The 18,296-nt window shown below is 61.8% G+C and carries 18 protein-coding genes; 11 read left to right on the top strand and 7 right to left on the bottom strand.

What is annotated here, in order from left to right; genetic code table 11:
* Window positions 1-13: 13 nt before the first annotated feature.
* The 5 genes from EFB14_RS08090 (at window position 14) to EFB14_RS08070 (ending at window position 5,727) form a co-directional block, all read left to right on the top strand.
* Window positions 14-994, top strand: coding sequence for an ABC transporter permease (locus EFB14_RS08090; protein ID WP_126824342.1), 981 nt, complete (start codon window positions 14-16; stop codon window positions 992-994).
* Window positions 994-1,896 (top strand): ABC transporter permease, encoded by a 903-nt coding sequence (locus EFB14_RS08085; protein ID WP_126824339.1) that lies wholly within the window; start codon window positions 994-996, stop codon window positions 1,894-1,896. Before EFB14_RS08090 ends, EFB14_RS08085 begins: the two co-directional genes overlap by 1 nt.
* Window positions 1,893-2,708 carry an ABC transporter ATP-binding protein gene (locus tag EFB14_RS08080; RefSeq protein ID WP_126824336.1) on the top strand — a complete coding sequence of 272 codons (816 nt, stop codon included), beginning with the start codon at window positions 1,893-1,895 and terminating at the stop codon, window positions 2,706-2,708. The genes EFB14_RS08085 and EFB14_RS08080 overlap by 4 nt, the downstream gene beginning before the upstream one ends.
* Window positions 2,705-3,625: an ABC transporter ATP-binding protein gene (locus tag EFB14_RS08075; RefSeq protein WP_126824333.1), complete on the top strand. Its 921-nt coding sequence runs from the start codon at window positions 2,705-2,707 to the stop codon at window positions 3,623-3,625. Before EFB14_RS08080 ends, EFB14_RS08075 begins: the two co-directional genes overlap by 4 nt.
* An 80-nt stretch (window positions 3,626-3,705) precedes the next feature.
* The gene (locus tag EFB14_RS08070) at window positions 3,706-5,727 is read left to right on the top strand and encodes a beta-N-acetylhexosaminidase (protein WP_126824330.1); all 2,022 of its coding nucleotides are present in this window, start codon (window positions 3,706-3,708) and stop codon (window positions 5,725-5,727) included.
* 100 nt (window positions 5,728-5,827) lie between these two features.
* On the opposite strand, the gene EFB14_RS08065 is transcribed toward EFB14_RS08070, so the two are convergent.
* Window positions 5,828-6,289 (bottom strand): winged helix-turn-helix transcriptional regulator, encoded by a 462-nt coding sequence (locus tag EFB14_RS08065; RefSeq protein WP_125845560.1) that lies wholly within the window; start codon window positions 6,287-6,289, stop codon window positions 5,828-5,830.
* A gap of 90 nt (window positions 6,290-6,379) precedes the next feature.
* On the opposite strand from EFB14_RS08065, the gene EFB14_RS08060 reads away from it, so the two are divergent.
* Both EFB14_RS08060 and EFB14_RS08055 read left to right on the top strand, forming a co-directional pair.
* Window positions 6,380-7,195, top strand: a complete 816-nt coding sequence (locus tag EFB14_RS08060) for an oxidoreductase (protein ID WP_126824327.1) — start codon at window positions 6,380-6,382, stop codon at window positions 7,193-7,195.
* Window positions 7,196-7,244: 49 nt separating this feature from the next.
* The gene (locus EFB14_RS08055) at window positions 7,245-8,246 is read left to right on the top strand and encodes an NADP-dependent oxidoreductase (RefSeq protein ID WP_126824324.1); all 1,002 of its coding nucleotides are present in this window, start codon (window positions 7,245-7,247) and stop codon (window positions 8,244-8,246) included.
* Window positions 8,247-8,376: 130 nt separating this feature from the next.
* Here EFB14_RS08055 and EFB14_RS08050 read toward each other — a convergent pair whose 3' ends face one another.
* On the bottom strand, window positions 8,377-9,240 hold the full coding sequence (locus EFB14_RS08050; RefSeq protein ID WP_483475589.1) for a helix-turn-helix domain-containing protein: 864 nt from the start codon (window positions 9,238-9,240) through the stop codon (window positions 8,377-8,379).
* Between the two features lie 154 nt (window positions 9,241-9,394).
* Between EFB14_RS08050 and EFB14_RS08045 the strand changes: the two genes are divergently transcribed.
* Window positions 9,395-10,303, top strand: coding sequence for a DMT family transporter (locus EFB14_RS08045; RefSeq protein WP_126824321.1), 909 nt, complete (start codon window positions 9,395-9,397; stop codon window positions 10,301-10,303).
* A 59-nt stretch (window positions 10,304-10,362) separates the two neighbouring features.
* Here the strand turns inward: EFB14_RS08045 and EFB14_RS08040 are convergent, their stop codons facing one another.
* The 5 genes from EFB14_RS08040 to EFB14_RS08020 all read right to left on the bottom strand — a co-directional run bounded on the left by EFB14_RS08040 (window position 10,363) and on the right by EFB14_RS08020 (window position 15,003).
* Entirely contained in the window at window positions 10,363-11,565 is a 1,203-nt protein-coding gene (locus EFB14_RS08040) for an ROK family transcriptional regulator (RefSeq protein WP_126824318.1), read from the bottom strand.
* Window positions 11,566-11,622: 57 nt separating this feature from the next.
* Window positions 11,623-12,861, bottom strand: coding sequence for an MFS transporter (locus EFB14_RS08035; RefSeq protein ID WP_126824315.1), 1,239 nt, complete (start codon window positions 12,859-12,861; stop codon window positions 11,623-11,625).
* 65 nt (window positions 12,862-12,926) lie between these two features.
* Complete coding sequence (locus EFB14_RS08030) at window positions 12,927-13,703, bottom strand: SDR family oxidoreductase (protein WP_126824311.1); 777 nt, start codon at window positions 13,701-13,703, stop codon at window positions 12,927-12,929.
* Between the two features lie 25 nt (window positions 13,704-13,728).
* Window positions 13,729-14,592, bottom strand: coding sequence for a MurR/RpiR family transcriptional regulator (locus tag EFB14_RS08025; RefSeq protein WP_126824308.1), 864 nt, complete (start codon window positions 14,590-14,592; stop codon window positions 13,729-13,731).
* A gap of 21 nt (window positions 14,593-14,613) precedes the next feature.
* Window positions 14,614-15,003 (bottom strand): RidA family protein, encoded by a 390-nt coding sequence (locus tag EFB14_RS08020; RefSeq protein ID WP_126824305.1) that lies wholly within the window; start codon window positions 15,001-15,003, stop codon window positions 14,614-14,616.
* Window positions 15,004-15,114: 111 nt separating this feature from the next.
* Here EFB14_RS08020 and EFB14_RS08015 point away from each other — a divergent pair, with 111 nt between their 5' ends.
* Genes EFB14_RS08015 through EFB14_RS08005 form a run of 3 tightly spaced genes read left to right on the top strand, consistent with a single transcriptional unit; the run spans window position 15,115 to window position 18,204 of the window.
* Window positions 15,115-15,597 (top strand): hypothetical protein, encoded by a 483-nt coding sequence (locus tag EFB14_RS08015; protein WP_126824302.1) that lies wholly within the window; start codon window positions 15,115-15,117, stop codon window positions 15,595-15,597.
* A 30-nt stretch (window positions 15,598-15,627) separates the two neighbouring features.
* Complete coding sequence (locus EFB14_RS08010) at window positions 15,628-17,103, top strand: M81 family metallopeptidase (protein ID WP_126824299.1); 1,476 nt, start codon at window positions 15,628-15,630, stop codon at window positions 17,101-17,103.
* Entirely contained in the window at window positions 17,104-18,204 is a 1,101-nt protein-coding gene (locus EFB14_RS08005) for a D-TA family PLP-dependent enzyme (RefSeq protein WP_126824296.1), read from the top strand. It begins immediately after the preceding gene.
* The last annotated feature ends 92 nt before the right edge of the window (window positions 18,205-18,296 follow it).

Raw genomic sequence — 18,296 nt, 5'->3', positions numbered from 1 at the left:
CGAGGGAGCGGAAATGCGCATTTCGAGCCGGCGCCTCGGCGTCTATGCGGTCGCCCTGGCGTTCGCCATCGTGGTGAACTTCATTCTTCCCCGGCTGATGCCGGGGAGCCCGGTCGACGCCATGGTCGCCCAACTCGGTCCGCGGGCAACACCTGCCGCGGTCGAGGCGATCAAGGCGCGCTTCGGCGCGGTCGACCAGCCGATGCTTTGGCAGTTCGGCGATTACCTCAAGGGGCTTGCGACCTTCGATCTCGGCGTCTCGGTCAAATATTATCCCCAGACCGTCGTCCAGGTTCTCGGCCGTTCGACGCTCTGGACGGTCTTCCTCGTGACGACCGCGATCGTCTTCTCACTTTGCGTCGGCGTCGTGCTGGGCGCAGTTTCGGCCTGGCGCCGCGGCGGGCGTTTCGACACGATCGTTTCGCCGCTCTCGGTGATCATGATTTCGGTGCCGCCCGTCATCGTGGCGCTGACGACGCTTTTCGTATTCGCAGTGTCGTTGCGCTGGTTTCCGGTGGGCTACGCTTACGATCCGAACCTCGATCCCTCATTCAATTTCACATTCGTTGGCAGCGTGTTCATCCATGCGATCCTGCCGGTCCTGACGCTTTCACCGTTCCTGATCGGCGAATTCCAGACGACGATGCGCTCGTCGATGATCTCGGTGCTCGGCGAGGACTATGTAACCATGGGCCGTGCCAAGGGGCTCAGCCACCTTACGGTCATGTTCGGCTACGGCGCACGCAACGCCATGCTTCCCGTGCTGACCAACCTGGCGCTGATGCTCGGCGCCGTCTTCGGTGGCTCGATCGTCACCGAGATCGTCTTCAACTATCCCGGCTTGGGATTGACCCTCTATACCGCAAGCATCGCCCGCGATTATCCCGTCATCCAGGGACAGTTGCTGCTGATGACACTCGCGACCCTCGGCGCCAATTTCCTCGTCGACATCATCTATGGGCTCGTCGATCCCAGATTGCGGGAGGCCGTGTAATGAGCTTCACGCCGTGGCCTATCCTCAAGCAGAAGAAGGCGCTCGCCGGACTCATCATCATTGCCGTCCTGTGGCTGATGGCGCTGTTTGCGCCGGTGATTGCGCCCGGCGAACCCGGCGCGCGTGTCGGCCGCTCGCATCAGCCTCCGTCGATCGAACACGTCATGGGCACCACGAAGATGGGGCGCGATGTCTATCGCCAGTTCGTCTGGGGCGCGCGCAGCTCGCTCTCCGTCGGCTTTGCCACGGGCATTGCCATCACCGTTCTCGGCACGGCGATCGGCCTCGTCGCCGGCTATGCCGGAGGCAGGACGGATGCCGTGCTCGATCTTGCGACGAATGCCGTGCTCGTCGTCCCGAACATGCCGCTTCTGATTTTGCTCGCCTCCTTTGCCGGTACGGTGGGGCCGATGACGATCATGACGATCATCGCGCTGACCTCCTGGCCCTGGGGCGCCCGCATGACGCGTTCGCAGACAATGGCGTTGCGCAATCGCGATTTCGTCACGGCCTCCAAGATGATCGGAGAGCCGGCCTGGCGCATCATCTTCGTCGAAATCCTGCCGAACCTGACGACGCTGATCGGGATCAATCTCGTCGGCAGCATCATCTACGCAATCGTCGCCCAGACGACGCTCGAATATCTCGGCTTCGGCGATCCGCTGAAGGTCTCCTGGGGCACCATGCTCTACAATGCACAGAATTCCTCGGCGATCATGGTGGGCGCATGGTGGGATATCGGGGTACCGGCGCTCGGTATCGCGCTCACCGGCCTCGGCCTGGCGCTCCTGAATTTCACCTTCGACGAGATCGCCAACCCGCAGCTTCGCTCCGGTCCGGCGCTGACGCGCTGGTTCCGCCTCACCCGCGCCCGCAACAGGGAACTGGAGCTCGGCCGATGAGCGACAATCTTCTTGAGATCGAAAAGCTCAATGTCAACTATCTCGTCGACAAGGGAGAGTTCCGCGCCGTCAAGGACGTCTCCTTCCATATCGGCCGCGGCGAGATCTTCGGGCTTGCCGGTGAATCCGGCTGCGGCAAGAGCACGATCGCTTATGCCATCACGCGTCTTTCCAAGGCGCCCGCCTGGATCAGCGGCGGCAGCATCCGGCTTACCGGACAGGATCTCCTGAGACTGCCGGAACGCGAGTTGCAGAAAATCCGCTGGAAGCGCATCGGCATGGTCTTCCAGAGCGCGATGAATTCGCTCAATCCGCTGATGCGGGTCGAGGCGCAGTTCCATGACGTTCTGCGCCGGCACACCGGTTGTTCGCATGAGGAATCCAGAGCCCGGGCCGAGGAGATGTTCCGCCTCGTCGGCATTCCCACGCATCGCATCGGCGATTATCCGCACCAATTCTCCGGCGGCATGCGCCAGCGCATCGTCATCGCGATCTGCCTGGCGCTAAGTCCCGAACTCATCATCATGGACGAGCCGACGACGGCGCTCGACGTCGTCGTGCAGCGGGAGATCCTCGAACAGGTCGTCGATCTGCAGCGGAGCTATGGTTTCTCAGTGCTCTTCATCACCCATGACCTGCATCTGATGGCGCAGCTCTGCCAGCGCATCGGTGTCATGCTGAAGGGTGAACTCGTCGAAGTGGGAGACGTTCGCCAGGTCGCCCAGGCGCCGCGGCACGAATATACGAAGAAGCTCTGGAATGCCATTCCGCAGCTTCCCGGCAATCCGCATCTATCGGGAGTCGTGGCATGAAAGCGGAGGCAAGTCCCGTCGTCGCCGAAGCCGTGATCCGGCTTGAGGACATCACGCGCAATTTCGGCCCGGTACGCGCGCTGAAAGGCGTATCCTTCTCACTCGTTCCCGGTCGGGCCTTGGCGCTCGTCGGTGAATCCGGCTGCGGCAAGACGACCTGCGCCCGCATCATCGCCCGTTTGGACAAACCGACAGGCGGCAGGCTGTTTTTCCGCGGGCAGGAGCTCCGCGGCGAGGCGAAAGACGAGCATCGGTACCGCCGGGAGGTGCAGATGGTCTTCCAGGATCCGTTCTCCTCGCTCAATCCGGCCTTCACGGTCAGCCATCATCTGGCGCGGCCTCTACAACTGCATCGACAGAGCGGCTCCAGGGCGGATCTTGCCGGAGAGATCGCCCGCCTGCTGGCAAGCGTCGGGCTGGAGCCTGATCTGACCCGGCAGAAATTCCCGCATGAACTTTCGGGTGGGCAGCGCCAGCGCGTCAACATCGCCCGTGCGCTTGCCGTAGCACCCAGCGTGTTGGTTGCCGACGAACCGACCTCGATGCTCGATGTCTCTATCCGCAAGGATATTCTCGATCTGCTCGCCAGAGTGAAACGCGAGAACGATCTCGCCATGCTCTACATTACCCACGACATCGCAACGGCAGCGCATGTGGCCGAGGAGATCGTCGTCATGTTCGCCGGCCAGATGGTCGAATGGGGCGACACCGATACGGTTCTCTCCGATCCCCGCCATCCCTATACGCGGCTGTTGCTTTCCGCCGTTCCCGACGGCAGCCGGCCGTTCGTGACGGGCGGGAGCGCGCGTTTCCTCGAACAGGCGGAAAAGGTACGCTCGCTGAGCCGTCCTGAATCGACCGTCATCGAGCAGCTCGGCCCCAATCATTTCATACGCGCGCTCGGCGTTCCCGGTTGAAGGATGCCGGAATGCTCAAAACCTGACTTTCAAAGGACCCGATCGTCCAAAGGCCCAATCTTCAAAAGGAAAGAGTGACCATGTCCACACCGCGACCGAAAGCCCTGCGGCTTGAAACCCTTTGGAACCCGCCTGTTGACGGCAAGGAATTTTCCTATGTGCTGCGCCTCAAGAACCTCGGCGCCGAGCCGCTTTCGAATTTCTCCCTCTGCGTGAGCGGCCCGGGTCGCGTCGATCCGGCCGGGCGGGTCGAAGGCGCCAGCGTCTCGCAGCGGCTGTCGAATTTTACCGAATTCCAGCCCCCCGCCAATTTCGTTCTCGGCGCCGGCGAGACCTGGACAATATCGGTCTATGCGCTCAGCTGGCAGTTCCGCCACTGGACGGACGGTGCGACGAGCGCCTATCTGGCACTCTCCGACGGCAGCACCATCGTTCTCTCCATCGAGCCGACGCGATCCTCGGTCAGCAACGCGCCGCTGAAGCGTGGTGCCGAAATCTATCCTGTTCCCGCCAATGCGCCGGTTCAGGTGTCGATCGTTCCCTGGCCGAACCGCGTGGCGGTCGCCTCGCGCCGGCCGTTGCCGGCCGGTTTTGCGCCGCAGACGCAGAGCACCGAAGGGGAGGCCGCAGCCCGAAGCTTCGCGGCTCTGGTGAATCATCTCTTCGCCGTTGAAGGCATCGTGCGGGACGAAGCGGAAGGCGCTGTTCGGGTTACTCTGAAAGATGCCGCCAGCTTCGGGCCGGAAGCCTATCGGCTGAGCTTCGACGAAGAAACGATCGCGATCGAGGCGAGTAGCCGGACCGGCTTCCTCTACGGTCTCGTGACACTCGGCCAGATCTGGCGCGGTGCAAGGCTGCATCCTGGGGTCTTCCAGTTTCCCGGCTCCGGCGAGATCGTCGACCAGCCGTCGATGGGCTGGCGCGGGCTGCATCTCGATGTCGCCCGCCAGTTCTATGCCGCGGCCGAAGTCAAGAAGCTGATTGCGGTGCTTGCCTGGAACAAGCTCAACCGCTTTCACTGGCATCTTTCCGATGACGAAGCCTGGCGCGTGGAAATCGAGGCCTATCCAGCGCTGACGGAGATCGGCGCCTGGCGCGGCCACGGCCTTGCCGTTCCGCCGCTCTTAGGCTCGAGCCCGGCCCGGACGGGCGGTTATTACACCAAGGCCGCCATCCGCGACATCGTCGCCTATGCAAAGGGCCTCGGCGTGGAGATCGTGCCCGAGATCGACATGCCCGGCCATTGCTACGCCATGCAGAAGGCCATACCGGAGCTGCGCGATCCTGATGAAATCGGCAGCTACTATTCAGTCCAGGGTTTTCCCGACAATTGCATCAATCCGGCCCGTGAAAGGACTTACGAGATCGTCGAGACGATCCTTTCCGAGCTTATCGAACTTTTTCCGTTCAAGACGATTCATCTCGGCGCCGACGAAGTGCCTCTCGGCGCATGGTCGGGTTCGCCGGAAGCGCTCAGCCGCCTGCGCGCCGTCGCCGGCGACGAAGTTGCCGATGCGCATGCCAAACGGCTGAACGTCGTGACCAATACCCACGGCGCCGACGACATTCACGGCTCGGGCGCCGCCATCCTGCAGGCGGAGTTCCTGAACCGCGTCCAGCGCTTCCTTGCAAGCAAGGGCTGTGTCACCGGCGGCTGGGAAGAGGCGGCCCACGGCGACGTCATCGACAAGGCGAAGAGCTATCTCTGCAGCTGGCGCAATGTCGAGGTCTCGGCTGAACTCGCCGAGCGCGGCTACGACATGGTCGTCTGCCCCGGACAGGTCTATTACCTCGACATGGCACTCAGGCCCAACTGGGATGAACCCGGCGCCAGCTGGGCAGGAACCTCCGACGCGGAAAAACTCTACAATTTCGACCCGGTCGGCGGTTGGACGGCGGCGCAAAAACAGAAGCTCCTCGGTATCCAGGCCTGCATCTGGTCTGAACCGATGACGGATCGCGCCGTTTTTGACCGCCTCGTCTTCCCGCGCCTTTCGGCCCTTGCCGAAACGGGCTGGACGAAGCCGTCATCCAAGTCGTGGGAGCGTTTCAAGGCGCTCGCAGGGCTGATGCCGCTGCTCTACGGGCTGCAGGAGTCGTAAGACTTTGATTTGAGTATCATCCCTGCCATCGCCGAAGGCGGTGATGGCAAGGATACTCAGTCGCTTTAAGCTACCCCGCCAAACAGGCCTGCACCCGGCGTCAGTCCTGCTGATCCTGTGGCGGGGCGGCACATCCGGGTTCGGCGATGCGAATGGGGCGGGTTCCCACAGGAGCGCCGGTCGCGCGGTCGATGGTCACCGGATCGATCTCGGTTCCGGTCTCGGCGTCGAAGAACCGGGTGACTTCACCGCCGCCGCGATGCTTGCGGCCCCAGGCGCCGATCGCAAACAGGACCGGCAGAAAGTCGCGGCCGGCCTCCGTCAGTACATATTCGTCGCGCGGCGGGCGCTCGGAATAGCGGCGTTTTTCCAATAGCCCTTCCTCGGTCAGCGATGACAGCCGCCCCGTCAGCATCGTCGGGGCGATGCCGAGGCTTTTTCGAAAATCATCGAAGCGGGTCAGCCCCGCATGGGCGTCGCGCATGATCAGCATGCTCCACGCATCGCCCACGAGCGCCAGGCTGCGGGCGATCAGACAGGGCTGGTCCGAAAGATTCTTCATGTCGATATCTTTTTAATAGTGACTCGCTATCAATTTGATAGTAACAGGATGCGCATGGATGTTCCATGCCAAAAACGAAGGCAGATATTGATGAGCAAGAGAGAACGCGGCATTGCCCTGGTCACCGGGGCTTCATCCGGCATCGGGCTGGTGACGGCGAAGGCGCTGCGGCGCGATGGTTACCGTGTGTTCGGCACCAGCCGAAAGCCGATGCCGGACACCTCGGATGGAATCACCATGCTGGTCTGCGATGTCATTGACGATCAATCCGTGCAGGGCGCCGTCGACGAGGTTCTGAAACGCACGGGACGGATCGATCTTCTCGTCAACAATGCCGGGATCGGTCTGCTCGGCGGCGCCGAGGAATCGACGACGGCACAAGCCAAAGCCGTATTCGACGTCAACGTCTTCGGCACCATACGGATGACGAATGCGGTACTGCCGGTGATGCGACGCCAGCGCAGCGGCCGGATCATCAACCTGAGCTCGATCCTCGGGCTGATCCCGGCGCCCTTCAACGCGCTCTACGCCGCGACCAAACACGCGATCGAAGGCTATTCGGAATCCCTCGACCATGAAGTGCGCACGCAGGGCATCCGCGTCGTGCTCGTCGAGCCTGGCGTCACCCGCACCTCCTTCGAGGAGAACATCACGCGGCCGGACCGGCCGCTCGCCATCTATGATACGGTACGTGCCGACGCCGAAAAACTGATGCGTGAAATCGTCTCGAAGGGCGATGCACCCGAAGTGGTCGCCGCAACTGTCGTCCGAGCCGCCAATGCGCCATCGCCGAAGAGACGCTACACGGCCGGAAAAGCTGCAGGACAGGTCCGCTTCATCCGCCGCTTCCTGCCCGAGTCCTTCGTCGACAAGAACCTCCGGAAATTCAACAGGCTTCCCGACTGAGCCTGCCTTGCCGCTGCGCCGGCTCACCACAGAAACGAAAGTTCGTCCCATGAAAGCATTCCTGATCGATCGCTACAAGAAAGGCGGCGCCCTCAGGCTCGGCCACAGCCCAGAACCGCAACTGCGTGAAAACGACGTGATGGTCGAGATCCATGCCACCAGTGTGAACCTGCTGGATGCCAAGATCCGGGATGGCGAATTCAAGCTCATTCTGCCCTATCGGCTTCCCCTAGTGCTCGGCAATGATGTCGCGGGCGTCGTGGTCCGGGTCGGAGCGAATGTCCGGCAGTTCAAGCCGGGCGACGAGGTCTACGCGCGGCCTGGCCAGGATCGCATCGGGACGTTCGCCGAGTATATCGCCATCGATGTGGCCGATGTCGCACTGAAGCCCGCCAATCTCAACATGGAAGAGGCCGCATCGATTCCGTTGGTGGCGCTGACCGCATGGCAGGTTCTGGTCGAGCGTGCCAAATTGCAGAAGGGACAGAGGATACTGATCCACGCGGGCTCCGGCGGCGTCGGAACGGTCGCGATCCAGCTTGCCAAACATCTCGGCGCCCATGTGGCGACGACCACGAGCACTGTTAACATCGATCTGGTGAAAAGCCTCGGCGCCGACGTGGCGGTCGACTACAAGAAGGACGACTTCGAAAAGGTACTGAAGGGCTACGATGTCGTGTTGAACAGCCTGGGCAAGGACACGCTGGAGAAATCGCTCGCCGTTCTGAAGCCGGGCGGCAAGCTGATCTCTATATCAGGTCCGCCCGATCCTGATTTCGCCAAGGCGAATGGCTCGGGCTGGCTGCTGCAGCAAGTCATGCGCCTTTTGAGCTTCGGCATCAGGCGGAAAGCGAAACGCCGGGGGATCGGCTATTCTTTCCTCTTCATGACCGCAAACGGCGCTCAGCTCGGCAAGATCACCTCGCTGATCGAGGCAGGCGCCATCCGCCCCGTCATCGACCGGGCCTTCCAATTCGAGAAGACCAACGAGGCGCTGAACTATGTGGAAACGGGACGCGCGAAAGGCAAGGTCGTCATCGCGGTGAAGTGAGGTCTGGAAGGCCGAAGAGCCCTCGGTTTAGCCGAGCGGCTTTTGCAGGCGTCGAGGCCAGCATTATCGGTCAGATGTCAGGGCTGTCGTCCCGCCTACAACGAACAAACGTTTATCGAGCGAAGGTACTTCATTGTCGTTGCCGGTAGACAGAGGGTGTGACGCCTGTGCCGAGCTTAAATGCCCGTGTCATGTGGCTCTGGCTGCTGAAGCCGCAGGCCGAAGCGATCTCTGCGATTGAGTCCGTGCCGCACAACATCGATTTGGCGCGCTCGACACGCCGGTGGGCCACCCAGCCATGCGGGGAAACGCCATAGCTTGCCCGGAACATCCGCTGAAAATGAAAGGCGCTGAGCTGCCCGATCGCCGCCAGATCCTGCAAGCGGATTGTCTCATCGAGATGGGCCTCGATATATTCCAGACTCCGCCGCCGCACATGAGGGGCAAGCCCGCCGCTGATTACGCAGGGACGCATCCCGCCATAACGCGGATCAACGAAGAAATCATTGATCGTCTGCGTCATCGCTTCTTCAGCCTGCAGATGACTGCCCGCCACCATCGCTTTCGTCATCTGCCAAAGCCTGCGCGCCAAGGCGGGTGCCTCTGCGAAGGTCACTTCGGGAAGAGCCATAAGCCGGGCATCGCGGTCAAACGTCTCCGCAAACATCCGGCGCATCTGATCATCGGGAACATACAGATGGGCGAATTGGGAGAAGTCGGTGATTTCCCATTCGGACGAATGCTCCTGTGGCATGATGCACAGGACTCCCGGACGGCCGCGCGCGGCGGGGTTGCCATCCAGACGACGCGTTCCAGCGCCGCCCCTGAGATAAAGACTGAACGTGTGACCGTTCGGCCGCTGATAGCTCATCCTGTCGTGTGCATTGCTCCAGATAGCAGCTGATCGCCCGAACCCCAAATCGATGGACTGCGACATCCGCGCGGTGGGAGATGCGGACAAAAATCTGAAAACCGAGGGGTGACTATATTTCACCAATTCTTCCCCACACCTGACCATGCCGTGCGAACAATACCGGCGGACAACCCTCATGGCGAGCCGGAAGTCCGGGCAGATCGATTTCATAGCAAGAATCTGCAAGAGGCCTGCTCACGGTTCGCCTATTGGTCGGGAAAACGAGGATCACTCCATGGCAAATGCCGCTCTCTTCATCGCGACCGTCCTTATATGGGGGACGACTTGGATCGCCATAGCGATGCAGGTCGGTCCCGTACCGGTCTTGGTCTCGGTCTTTTACAGATTTGGGGTCGCGGCAGTAATCCTCGTCGCCATTCTGGCTGTCATGCGGCGGCTCAAGCTCCCAGCCTTGCGCGATCAGCCTTTCATCCTTGCGCAAGCGCTCTGCCTGTTCAGCCTCAATTTCATCTGCTTCTACAACGCAGCCGCCTCTATCCCGTCCGGGCTGATCTCCGTGATCTTCTCGCTCGCAACGATCTACAATGCCGTCAATGCGCGTCTCTTCTTCGGCGACCGCATTACAGGCCGCACGCTTCTCGCAGCCGCGCTCGGAGCAACCGGCCTTCTCCTGCTTTTCGGACAGGATGTTGTCGTCGATTTCGATATGGGCACGTTGAAAGGGATCGGGCTCGCAGCGCTTGGCACGCTGTTCTTCTCGCTGGGCAATATGGCATCGCGTCGAAACAGCGCGGCCGGAATCTCACCGCTGACCGCCAATGCCTGGGGGATGACCTATGGCGCGATCATCCTCCTCTTCCTCATTGCCGTGACGAAAACGCCGATCGTGGCGCCGCCCGACATCACCTATCTTGCCGCCCTGATCTATCTCGCGGCGATCGGATCGGTGATCGGCTTCACCACCTATCTCATGCTGGTGTCGCGCATCGGCTCCTCACGCGCGGCCTATGCCACCGTCCTGTTCCCGATCGTCGCCCTCTCGCTATCGACTGTTTTCGAGGGGTACCATTGGAGCGGTCTAGGTCTGATCGGCCTGGCGCTGACGCTTCTCGGGAACGTGGTCATCTTTGCCCGACCTCTGGCCCGTCGCCCGCAAGCCGATGCGGGGCTGTCTGCCTCCTGAGAGGCAACATCTTCTTTTCGAGCGGAGTTAGGACGGTGACGTGACCCGTGAGCCGCGGCTCAGCCGAGCGGCTTTTGCAGAACGTCAAAGCGCGGATTGGTTTCGGAAAAGATCGGCAGGGCGGCGGCGCCAAGGATGGCCGTATCCTTGCCGGTCATGCCGATCATGACGCGGGGAATGGTCCGCTTCTGGCTGGGGTCGATCGGGATGTGCAGCGGCTCCAGCCGCTCCGCGAGCCGCTGCATCAGGGGTGTCGATATGCTGCCACCGAGCACGATGGTCTGTGGATCGAAGGCCAGTTCCAGAAAGTCGACGGTCTGCCGCAGCGGCTGGACGGCCTGATCGAGCCAGGCGTCCAGACCTTCGCCGCCCTTGGCAACCAGCGCATCGAGATCGTCAGGCGAAAGCTCCTCGGCATTCGCAATGCCCATGAATTCGTAGGCGACCGTCAGCGAGATGTAGCGGTCCAGGCAGCCGCGTTTGCCGCAGCTGCAGAGCTTGCCATGCGGCTCGACGATGATATGCCCGATCTCGCCGGCATTGTTGCGGCTGCCCTTGTAGAGGTGGCCGTCGAGGAACATTCCGGCGCCAATGCCGCCGCCGCCCGCGAGGAAGAGATAGACGAAGCTGGCAAAACCGCGGGCGACGCCGTGAAGGCGCTCGCCGATTGCTGCCGCCGTCGCATCGTTCTCGACGAGCACCGGCACCTTCACCCGCTGTTCCAGCTCTTGCCCGACAGGAAAGCCCTGCCAGCCCGGCAGGTTCAGCGGACTGAGGGAGGTGGTGCCGCCGTCGGCATAGCGGCCGGGCAGGGCCATTCCGACGCCGAGCAGCCTGTTTCGGTCGAAGGCGAAGGCCTGCTGAAGATCTTCGACGATGGATTGCAGCACCGGCATGGCCCGTTGCGGATCGGGGTGCTCGACGTGGCGCTCGATACGTGCACAGACCACGCCGGAAAGATCCGTCAGGACTCCGCTGGCGCGCTGCCGTCCGAGCTCCAGGCCGATCGAATAGGCGCCGCGCGGATTGATGCTGTAGGGGATGATCGGCTGGCCCCGCGCCAGCTTCTGCGCCTTGGCCGCAACGAGAAGGTGCGACCTCTCCAACTCCTCTACGATGTTGGAGACGGTCTGGGCGGTGAGCGCCGTCATTCGGGCGATCGCGGCGCGCGACAAAGGGCCGTTCGTACGCACAGCCTCGATCACCACACGCCGGTTGTGAGACTTGGCCTGTTCGAGATTCGTGCCGGAGATCGCCTTCATGTCGCCTTCAAAGGAAATGGTGCATCACCCTTGTCACAAGACGAACGCTGAAGAAAGCTACATTCTTCGTTGCGCCTCATTTGCGATGGCGTCAGCTCGGCGGACATTGCGTCTGTGCAGGAAGCCGAGAATCGTGATCCCGGACAGGCCCGCAACGGCGCTCAGAATGGCGGTTCCGGAATAACCCGTCATGAACGTGCCGCCGGCAAAGATCAGCGCGCCGATACCGGCGCTCGCAAAGATATTGACGGAGATGAGCGCACTGCCGAGGCCCGGCCGGTCGGCGATGAGATCCTGCAGATAGGTGATCGGAATGCTGATGATCGCGGCCGCGCCGATACCGGCGATCAAGGTGAGGGCGTAGAGGTGCCACGGCTCAGAGGCAAAGCCGAGAAGGCTGAGGAACACGGCGTAGATGATGGTGCCGGCGGCAAGCGCCGTCATCTGGCCGGTTTTCCGCGCAATGCGCGACCAGACGATGATGAAGACGACCTCGAGCAATGCGACGATGCCGACGAGGATGCCGACATCGCTCAGTGCTCCATGTGCCGCGCCGGTGGCGATCAGCGGCAGAAGGGCGTCGTTGAGATGAAGCGTGCTGGTGATGAGCGCCACCCCGCAGATATGCGTCGAAATCCGCGGCGAAACCACCTGGCGAAGGGCGCCGAGATAGCTGAGATGGTGAGCCGCGGCCATCTCCTTTGCTGCCCGTCTTGGCAGGGCGAAGACGATGATGCCCTGGCATATCAGGCACGAGATGCCTGCAAAGAGGTAGGCCGGCAGCATGCTCGCCCCACCCGAGAGCAGCAGGCCGGTGACGCCGGGGATCAGCACCCAGGAGAGCGAGATCATGGCGCGCACGCCGGAGTTGGCCGTCACCATCTCGCTTCGGCTCATGCCGTGCATCGCCGCGCGCGCATTGGCAAACAGCAGCGAGTTCAACGCCCCGTAGATCGGCAAGGGCAGCAATCCGCTGATGATGAAGACGGCCGCTGTGGGAAAGGCGTAGACCATGCCGTAGCCGACGATGCCGAAGAGGCAGGCGCCGATCATCGTCGACCGGTACTCGCCGAGGCGATCGGCGAGATTGCCGAGCAGGACGCTGATGACCACGTTCACCGCCGCCGAGACGAAACTCAGAGAGGAATAAAGGCCGTCGCTCAACCCCAGTTCACGGATGCCGATAACCGAACGGTAGGGTGCGGTCATCGCCCCCGCCATTCCAAAGGTGAAAATGGCGATCATGCTGGCGCGGATCGCCGGATTGCGGAAGACGTCGGGAAAGAGGCGGCTCATGCGGTCAATCAATCGTCAGGGAAATTGGCAAGAGCGGCCGGGACGGGCAAGTCCTGCAATGATTTTCAGTAATGTTCCGATTGGGAGAAAGTCCGCGCAAGCTCGGCCTGACCTGCCGTGAGGCCGCAGTCGACGGGCAGGCAGACACCTGTAATGGCTGCGGCCAGCGGACCTGCAAGGAAGGCCACGGCATTGGCGACGTCCTTGGGATCGACCACGCGCTGCAGCGGATACCAGCGGCGCGCCTCCTCGAAAACATTCGGATTGGCGGCGGCGCGCGCTTCCCAGGCCTGCGTCTTCACCGTGCCGGGCGCGACGGCATTGGAGCGGATGCCGAACTTCCCGTATTCCACCGCGACCAGCCGAGTGAAGTGCAGCAGGCCCGCCTTGGCGGCGCTATAGGCCGGGTGTCCGAAGACATGCAGGCCGTTGACCGAGGCGATGTTGATGACGGAACCCTTCGAGGCCTTCAGCATGGGCTCGAAGGCCCGGAAACATAAGAATGCCGCTTCGAGATTGAGCGCATTGTCCGCCCGCCAGATATCGGGCGTCGTATCGTGCAGGCTGGTCGCGCGGGCAGCACCGGCATTGTTGACAAGGGTTCGGACCACGCCGATATCCGCGGCGCGTTTCGCCAATTCGGCAATGCTCGCCTCGCTGGTCACATCGCAGCCGACGGCCACGAAGCGATTGTCCGGTCCGAGCTTCGAAGCCACGGCGGCTGCGGCTGCCGCATTTATGTCGGCGAGCAGCACGACATCATGGTCATCTGCGAGCCGGGCGGCAATCGCTGCGCCAATATCGCCTGCGGCGCCCGTCACGATGGCTGCCGATTGGGTCATTTGCTGTCGCTCCCGTTCATGAGATTCAATCTCCAAGCAATTGCCGGTCGTCGCCGTCCCGGTGAATGACGAGCTGCTGCTTGATGCGCCGAAGCGTGGTCGTCGCCTTCGGCTGAACGGCGTAGGCGACCAGGCTCGACAGGATATCGACCGTCGCGATGTAGGCGATGCGCGTTGAGGTCGGGCGATAGATGTTGCTGCCTTCCGGAAGATCGATCGGCACGACGACTTCGGCGGCCTTGGCAACCGGGCTTGCCGTCTGGGTCAGAGCGATCGTCTTTACCTTGGTGTCGCGGGCCAGCTCGAAGGCTCGCACCAGCTCCATGTTGCGCCCGGAGAAGGACGAGCCGATCAACACGTCGCCCGGCTTTGCCGCGGCGGCCATCATCAGCTGCATGCTGTGGTCGGAGCTTGCCGTGATGCGCAGCCCAAGGCGAAAGAGGCGGTTTTGAAGCTCGTCGGCAATCATCGACGAATTGCCGCCGGAGCCGAAGGCATAGATCATGTCGGCCTTGGCGATATGCGAAACGGCGGCTTCGATCGCGGCAAGATCGAGCGACCTGTGCAGGAGAAAGAGCGCGTTCTGGGCCTTGGTGATAATATCCTGGGCGACATCGGCCGGATCGGTGCTTTTCGATTCCGGCTTCAGATAGCGCACGCCGATATGGGCGGTCCGGGCGAGCTGCACCTTGAAATCGGAAAAGCTCTCGCAGCCCAGGCGGCGGCAAAAGCGCGTGACGGTCGGCGGCGAAACCTCGGCCCGTTCGGCAAGTTCGATGATCGAGGCATTCACGGCAAATTCGAAGTCGTTGACGATGATCTCCGCGATGCGGCTCTCGGAGGGAGAGAGCCGGCCCTTGTCTTCCTGCAATGTCGAAAAGATATCCAAACCCGTCCCCCCGATGGCTCTCTATCCATCCTTCTTCTTATAGGCCACACAGTCGATCTCAACCTTGCAATCGACCATCATCGACGATTGCACACAGGCGCGTGCCGGCGGATGTTCGCCGAAATACTCCTGATAGATCTTGTTGAAGGTCCAGAAGTCGCGCGGGTCATCCAGCCAGACGCCGACACGCACGACATCCTCGACGCCGTATCCGGCCTCCTCGAGGATCGCCAGAACATTGGCGATCGTCTTGTGGGTCTGGGCGATAATGTTGCCGTCGATGATCTCGCCATCTTCCATTGCAACCTGTCCGGAAACATAGAGCCATCCGTCAGCTTCGACGGCGCGCGCGAAAGGCAGCGCCTTGCCGCCGGCGCCCGTTTGAACAGTGCCATAGCGCTTGATAGGCATTCTCAAGTCCTTGCAAATTATTTTCTTGATAAGTTGACAAGTGACCATAGAAAGCAGAATTTGACCAGTGAAAAACGTGTTTTATGAAAAGAATTTCAATCCGGGGCTGACATGCGCGATCCCTTCAAGAATCCTTTCCCCTCCGACAGCGCCCGCCACGCCATCTGGGAAATGCTCGTTCCCCGCGATATCGATGCCTTTCTCGCCGCCGATTGGTCGATGGTGGAGCATGACTTCGTGGAAGAAGGTTTCATCGGCATCGACGGCCGGAAGGAAGTCAGCCCCGACAAGTGGCGCCTGGCTTTCCCGACACTCTCGGCCTATCGCCAGGAATGGCTGAGGCAGGCCAAGGATTTCGGCGAACAGAGTTTCGCGGAGGATGCGCGCGCAGCGATTTTCACCACGACGACGCTTGAGGATATCGAGATCGAAGGCGACACGGCGCTCGTCCGCAAGAAATTCGACGGCGGCATTACCAAGAGCGACGGCACCCGCGACGTCCTGCAATGGCAGACGCTCTATTATTGCAGACTTCACGAAGGACGCTGGAAGATCTCCGGTTTCACCGGCTACCTGCCGAACCCCATGGGTTGAAGCGGGGCCGATAAGAAGAAGGCCACTTTCTTGCGCATTTTCACGGCAGCACTGGCGACCGAGACCAACACATTCTCCCCGATCTGCGTGGATCGCCGCGCATTCGAAGCCTCGCTTTATGCTCCGCCCGGCCAGCATCCGGAAACACCGACGCTCTGCACCGCGCCGATCACCGTCGGAAGGCGCGTCGCCGCGGAAAAGGGCTGGGAGCTGATCGAGGGAACGGCCACCTGGGCCGACCCCGCCGGCCTCGTCAACCGGGCGACGTACGAGGAATTGCGTGATGAGATCCTTGGCCAGCTCAGCGCGGCAATGCCGGTCGACGCCGTCGTCATGGGCTTGCATGGCGCCATGGTGGCAGCCGGATACGAGGATACGGAAGGCGATCTTCTCTCGCGCATGCGCGAGATCGTCGGACCTGACGTCCTCATCTGCGCCGAACTCGATCCGCACAGCCACTTGACCGCAAAGCGCGTCGCGGCACTCGACTTCGCAGTCTATTTCAAGGAATTTCCGCATACGGATTTCGTCGATCGCGCCGAGGATCTCTGGCGCATCGCGGTCGACACGCTCGAGGGCCGGGTCAAGCCTGATATATCGGTGTTCGACTGCCGGATGATCGATGTCTTCCCGACATCGCGCGAGCCCATGCGCTCCTTCGTCGACAAGATCATGCAGATCGAAAAGGATGATCCTGACATTCTGTCGATCTCGGTGATCCACGGCTTCATGGTGGGCGACGTTCCCGAAATGGGAACGAAGCTGCTTGTCGTAACCGACAACAAGCCGGAAAGAGGCGGCGCTCTGGCGCGCGAACTCGGCCTGGAACTCTTTTCCAAGCGCGGCACCTTCATGGTCCCGCAAATCGACGAGAAGGAAGCTGTCTCGCGCGCGATCGCGGCAACCGCATGGCCTGTCGTCATCGCCGACGTCTGGGACAATCCGGGTGGCGGCACGGCGGGAGATGCAACCGTCGTTCTCGGGGAACTCATGGCGCGCGGCGTCACGAGCGCCGCGATCGGCACCATCTGGGATCCGGTGGCCGTGCAGATCTGTTTTGCGGCAGGCGAGGGGGCGGACATTCCGCTGCGCTTCGGCGCCAAGTCGGCGCCTGGCACCGGCAATCCCGTCGACGGCACCGTGAGGGTCGTCAAGCTGGTGAAGAATGCCGAAATGCAGTTCGGCGAGAGCCTCGCACCTTTCGGCGATGCCGCCCATATCGTGCTCAACGGCATCGACATCATCCTCAACTCGACACGCGCCCAGAGCTTCGACCCGAGCCTCTTTTCGGTCATGGGTATCGATCCCGTAAGGCAGAAGATCCTGGTGATCAAATCCACCAATCACTTCTTCGCGTCCTTCTCGAAGATTGCGGCGGAGATCCTTTACTGCTCGGCTGGAACGCCGTATCCCAATAATCCGGCGACGACGGCTTACCGGCGGGCGCCAAAGACCATCTGGCCGATCGTGGCCGATCCACATGGGACAGTACGCGGAGCCGCCTAGATGCATAATGCCAGCTTTGCCGTTGTCGCCAAGGCGGGTGACAGGATCGCCGATCTCTCGACACCGCGTCCTGTCATCGACGAAGACCGGCTCGCTGCAAACATCAGCCGCGTCCAGTCCTATATGGATCAACACGGGCTGAACTTCCGCCCGCATATCAAGACACACAAGATTCCCGCCCTGGCCGTCGCGCAGGTCGCCGCAGGCGCCAGGGGCATCAATTGCCAGAAGGTCACGGAAGCCGAGGTCTTTGCCGAGGCCGGCTTCGGAGACATCCTCATCACTTTCAATATCCTCGGACAGCAGAAGCTCGACCGCCTGGCCAAACTGAATGAGAAGACCTCGGCCCTCAAGGTCGTCGCAGACAGCGAAGTGACGGTCGACGGCCTCGCCGCGCATTTTTCCGGCCATAAGCCGCTTATGGTGCTTGTCGAATGCGATACCGGCGCCGGCCGCTGCGGCGTGCAGACGCCGGAGGAGGCAGTTGCGCTCGCCAAACGCATCGCCGCCGCTGACGGCCTCACCTTCGGCGGCATCGTGACCTATCCGAAGCCGCAATCGGCCGCCACCGTGGAAGCCTTCATCGCCGAAACGGTGAGCCGCCTGAAATCGGAAGGCATTGCCTGCCCGATCGTCAGCAATGGCGGAACGCCAAGCCTTTTCGAGGCGCATCTCGTCACGTCGGCCACGGAACACCGCGCCGGCACCTATATCTACAACGATCGCCAGATGGTGCGCATGGGCCATTGCACCGAGGATGATTGCGCCATGCATGTGCTGGCGACCGTCGTGTCACGGCCGAATGCCGACCGCGCCGTCATCGATGCCGGATCGAAGGCGCTGACCTCGGATCTTCAAGGCTTCAGCGACTACGGGCTGATCGTCGGTTATCCCCAAGCACGCATCACCAGCCTCTCGGAAGAACACGGCGTGATCGACCTGTCGAACTGCACCGACCCCCGGCCTCAGATCGGCGAGAAACTCTTCATCATCCCGAACCACACCTGCGTCGTTTCCAACCTGTTCGACACGATGGTCTTCCATCGCAGCGGTGTCGTGACCCGCGTCGAGAAGGTCGCGGCCCGCGGTCTCGTCTGGTAGGTCGGTCCCAGTTGGGGGCGAAATGACACCGATTACCGAAAGCCGCAGTTGCCGATGGATCACCCGCGATCTCGGTATCGGCAAATACAGTA

Origin of the sequence: Rhizobium fabae, from assembly GCF_003985135.1 — a bacterium.
GTDB lineage: Bacteria > Pseudomonadota > Alphaproteobacteria > Rhizobiales > Rhizobiaceae > Rhizobium > Rhizobium pisi.
The sequence above is the reverse complement of the archived record's forward strand: the minus strand, read 5'-3'. Positions and strand labels throughout refer to the sequence as shown.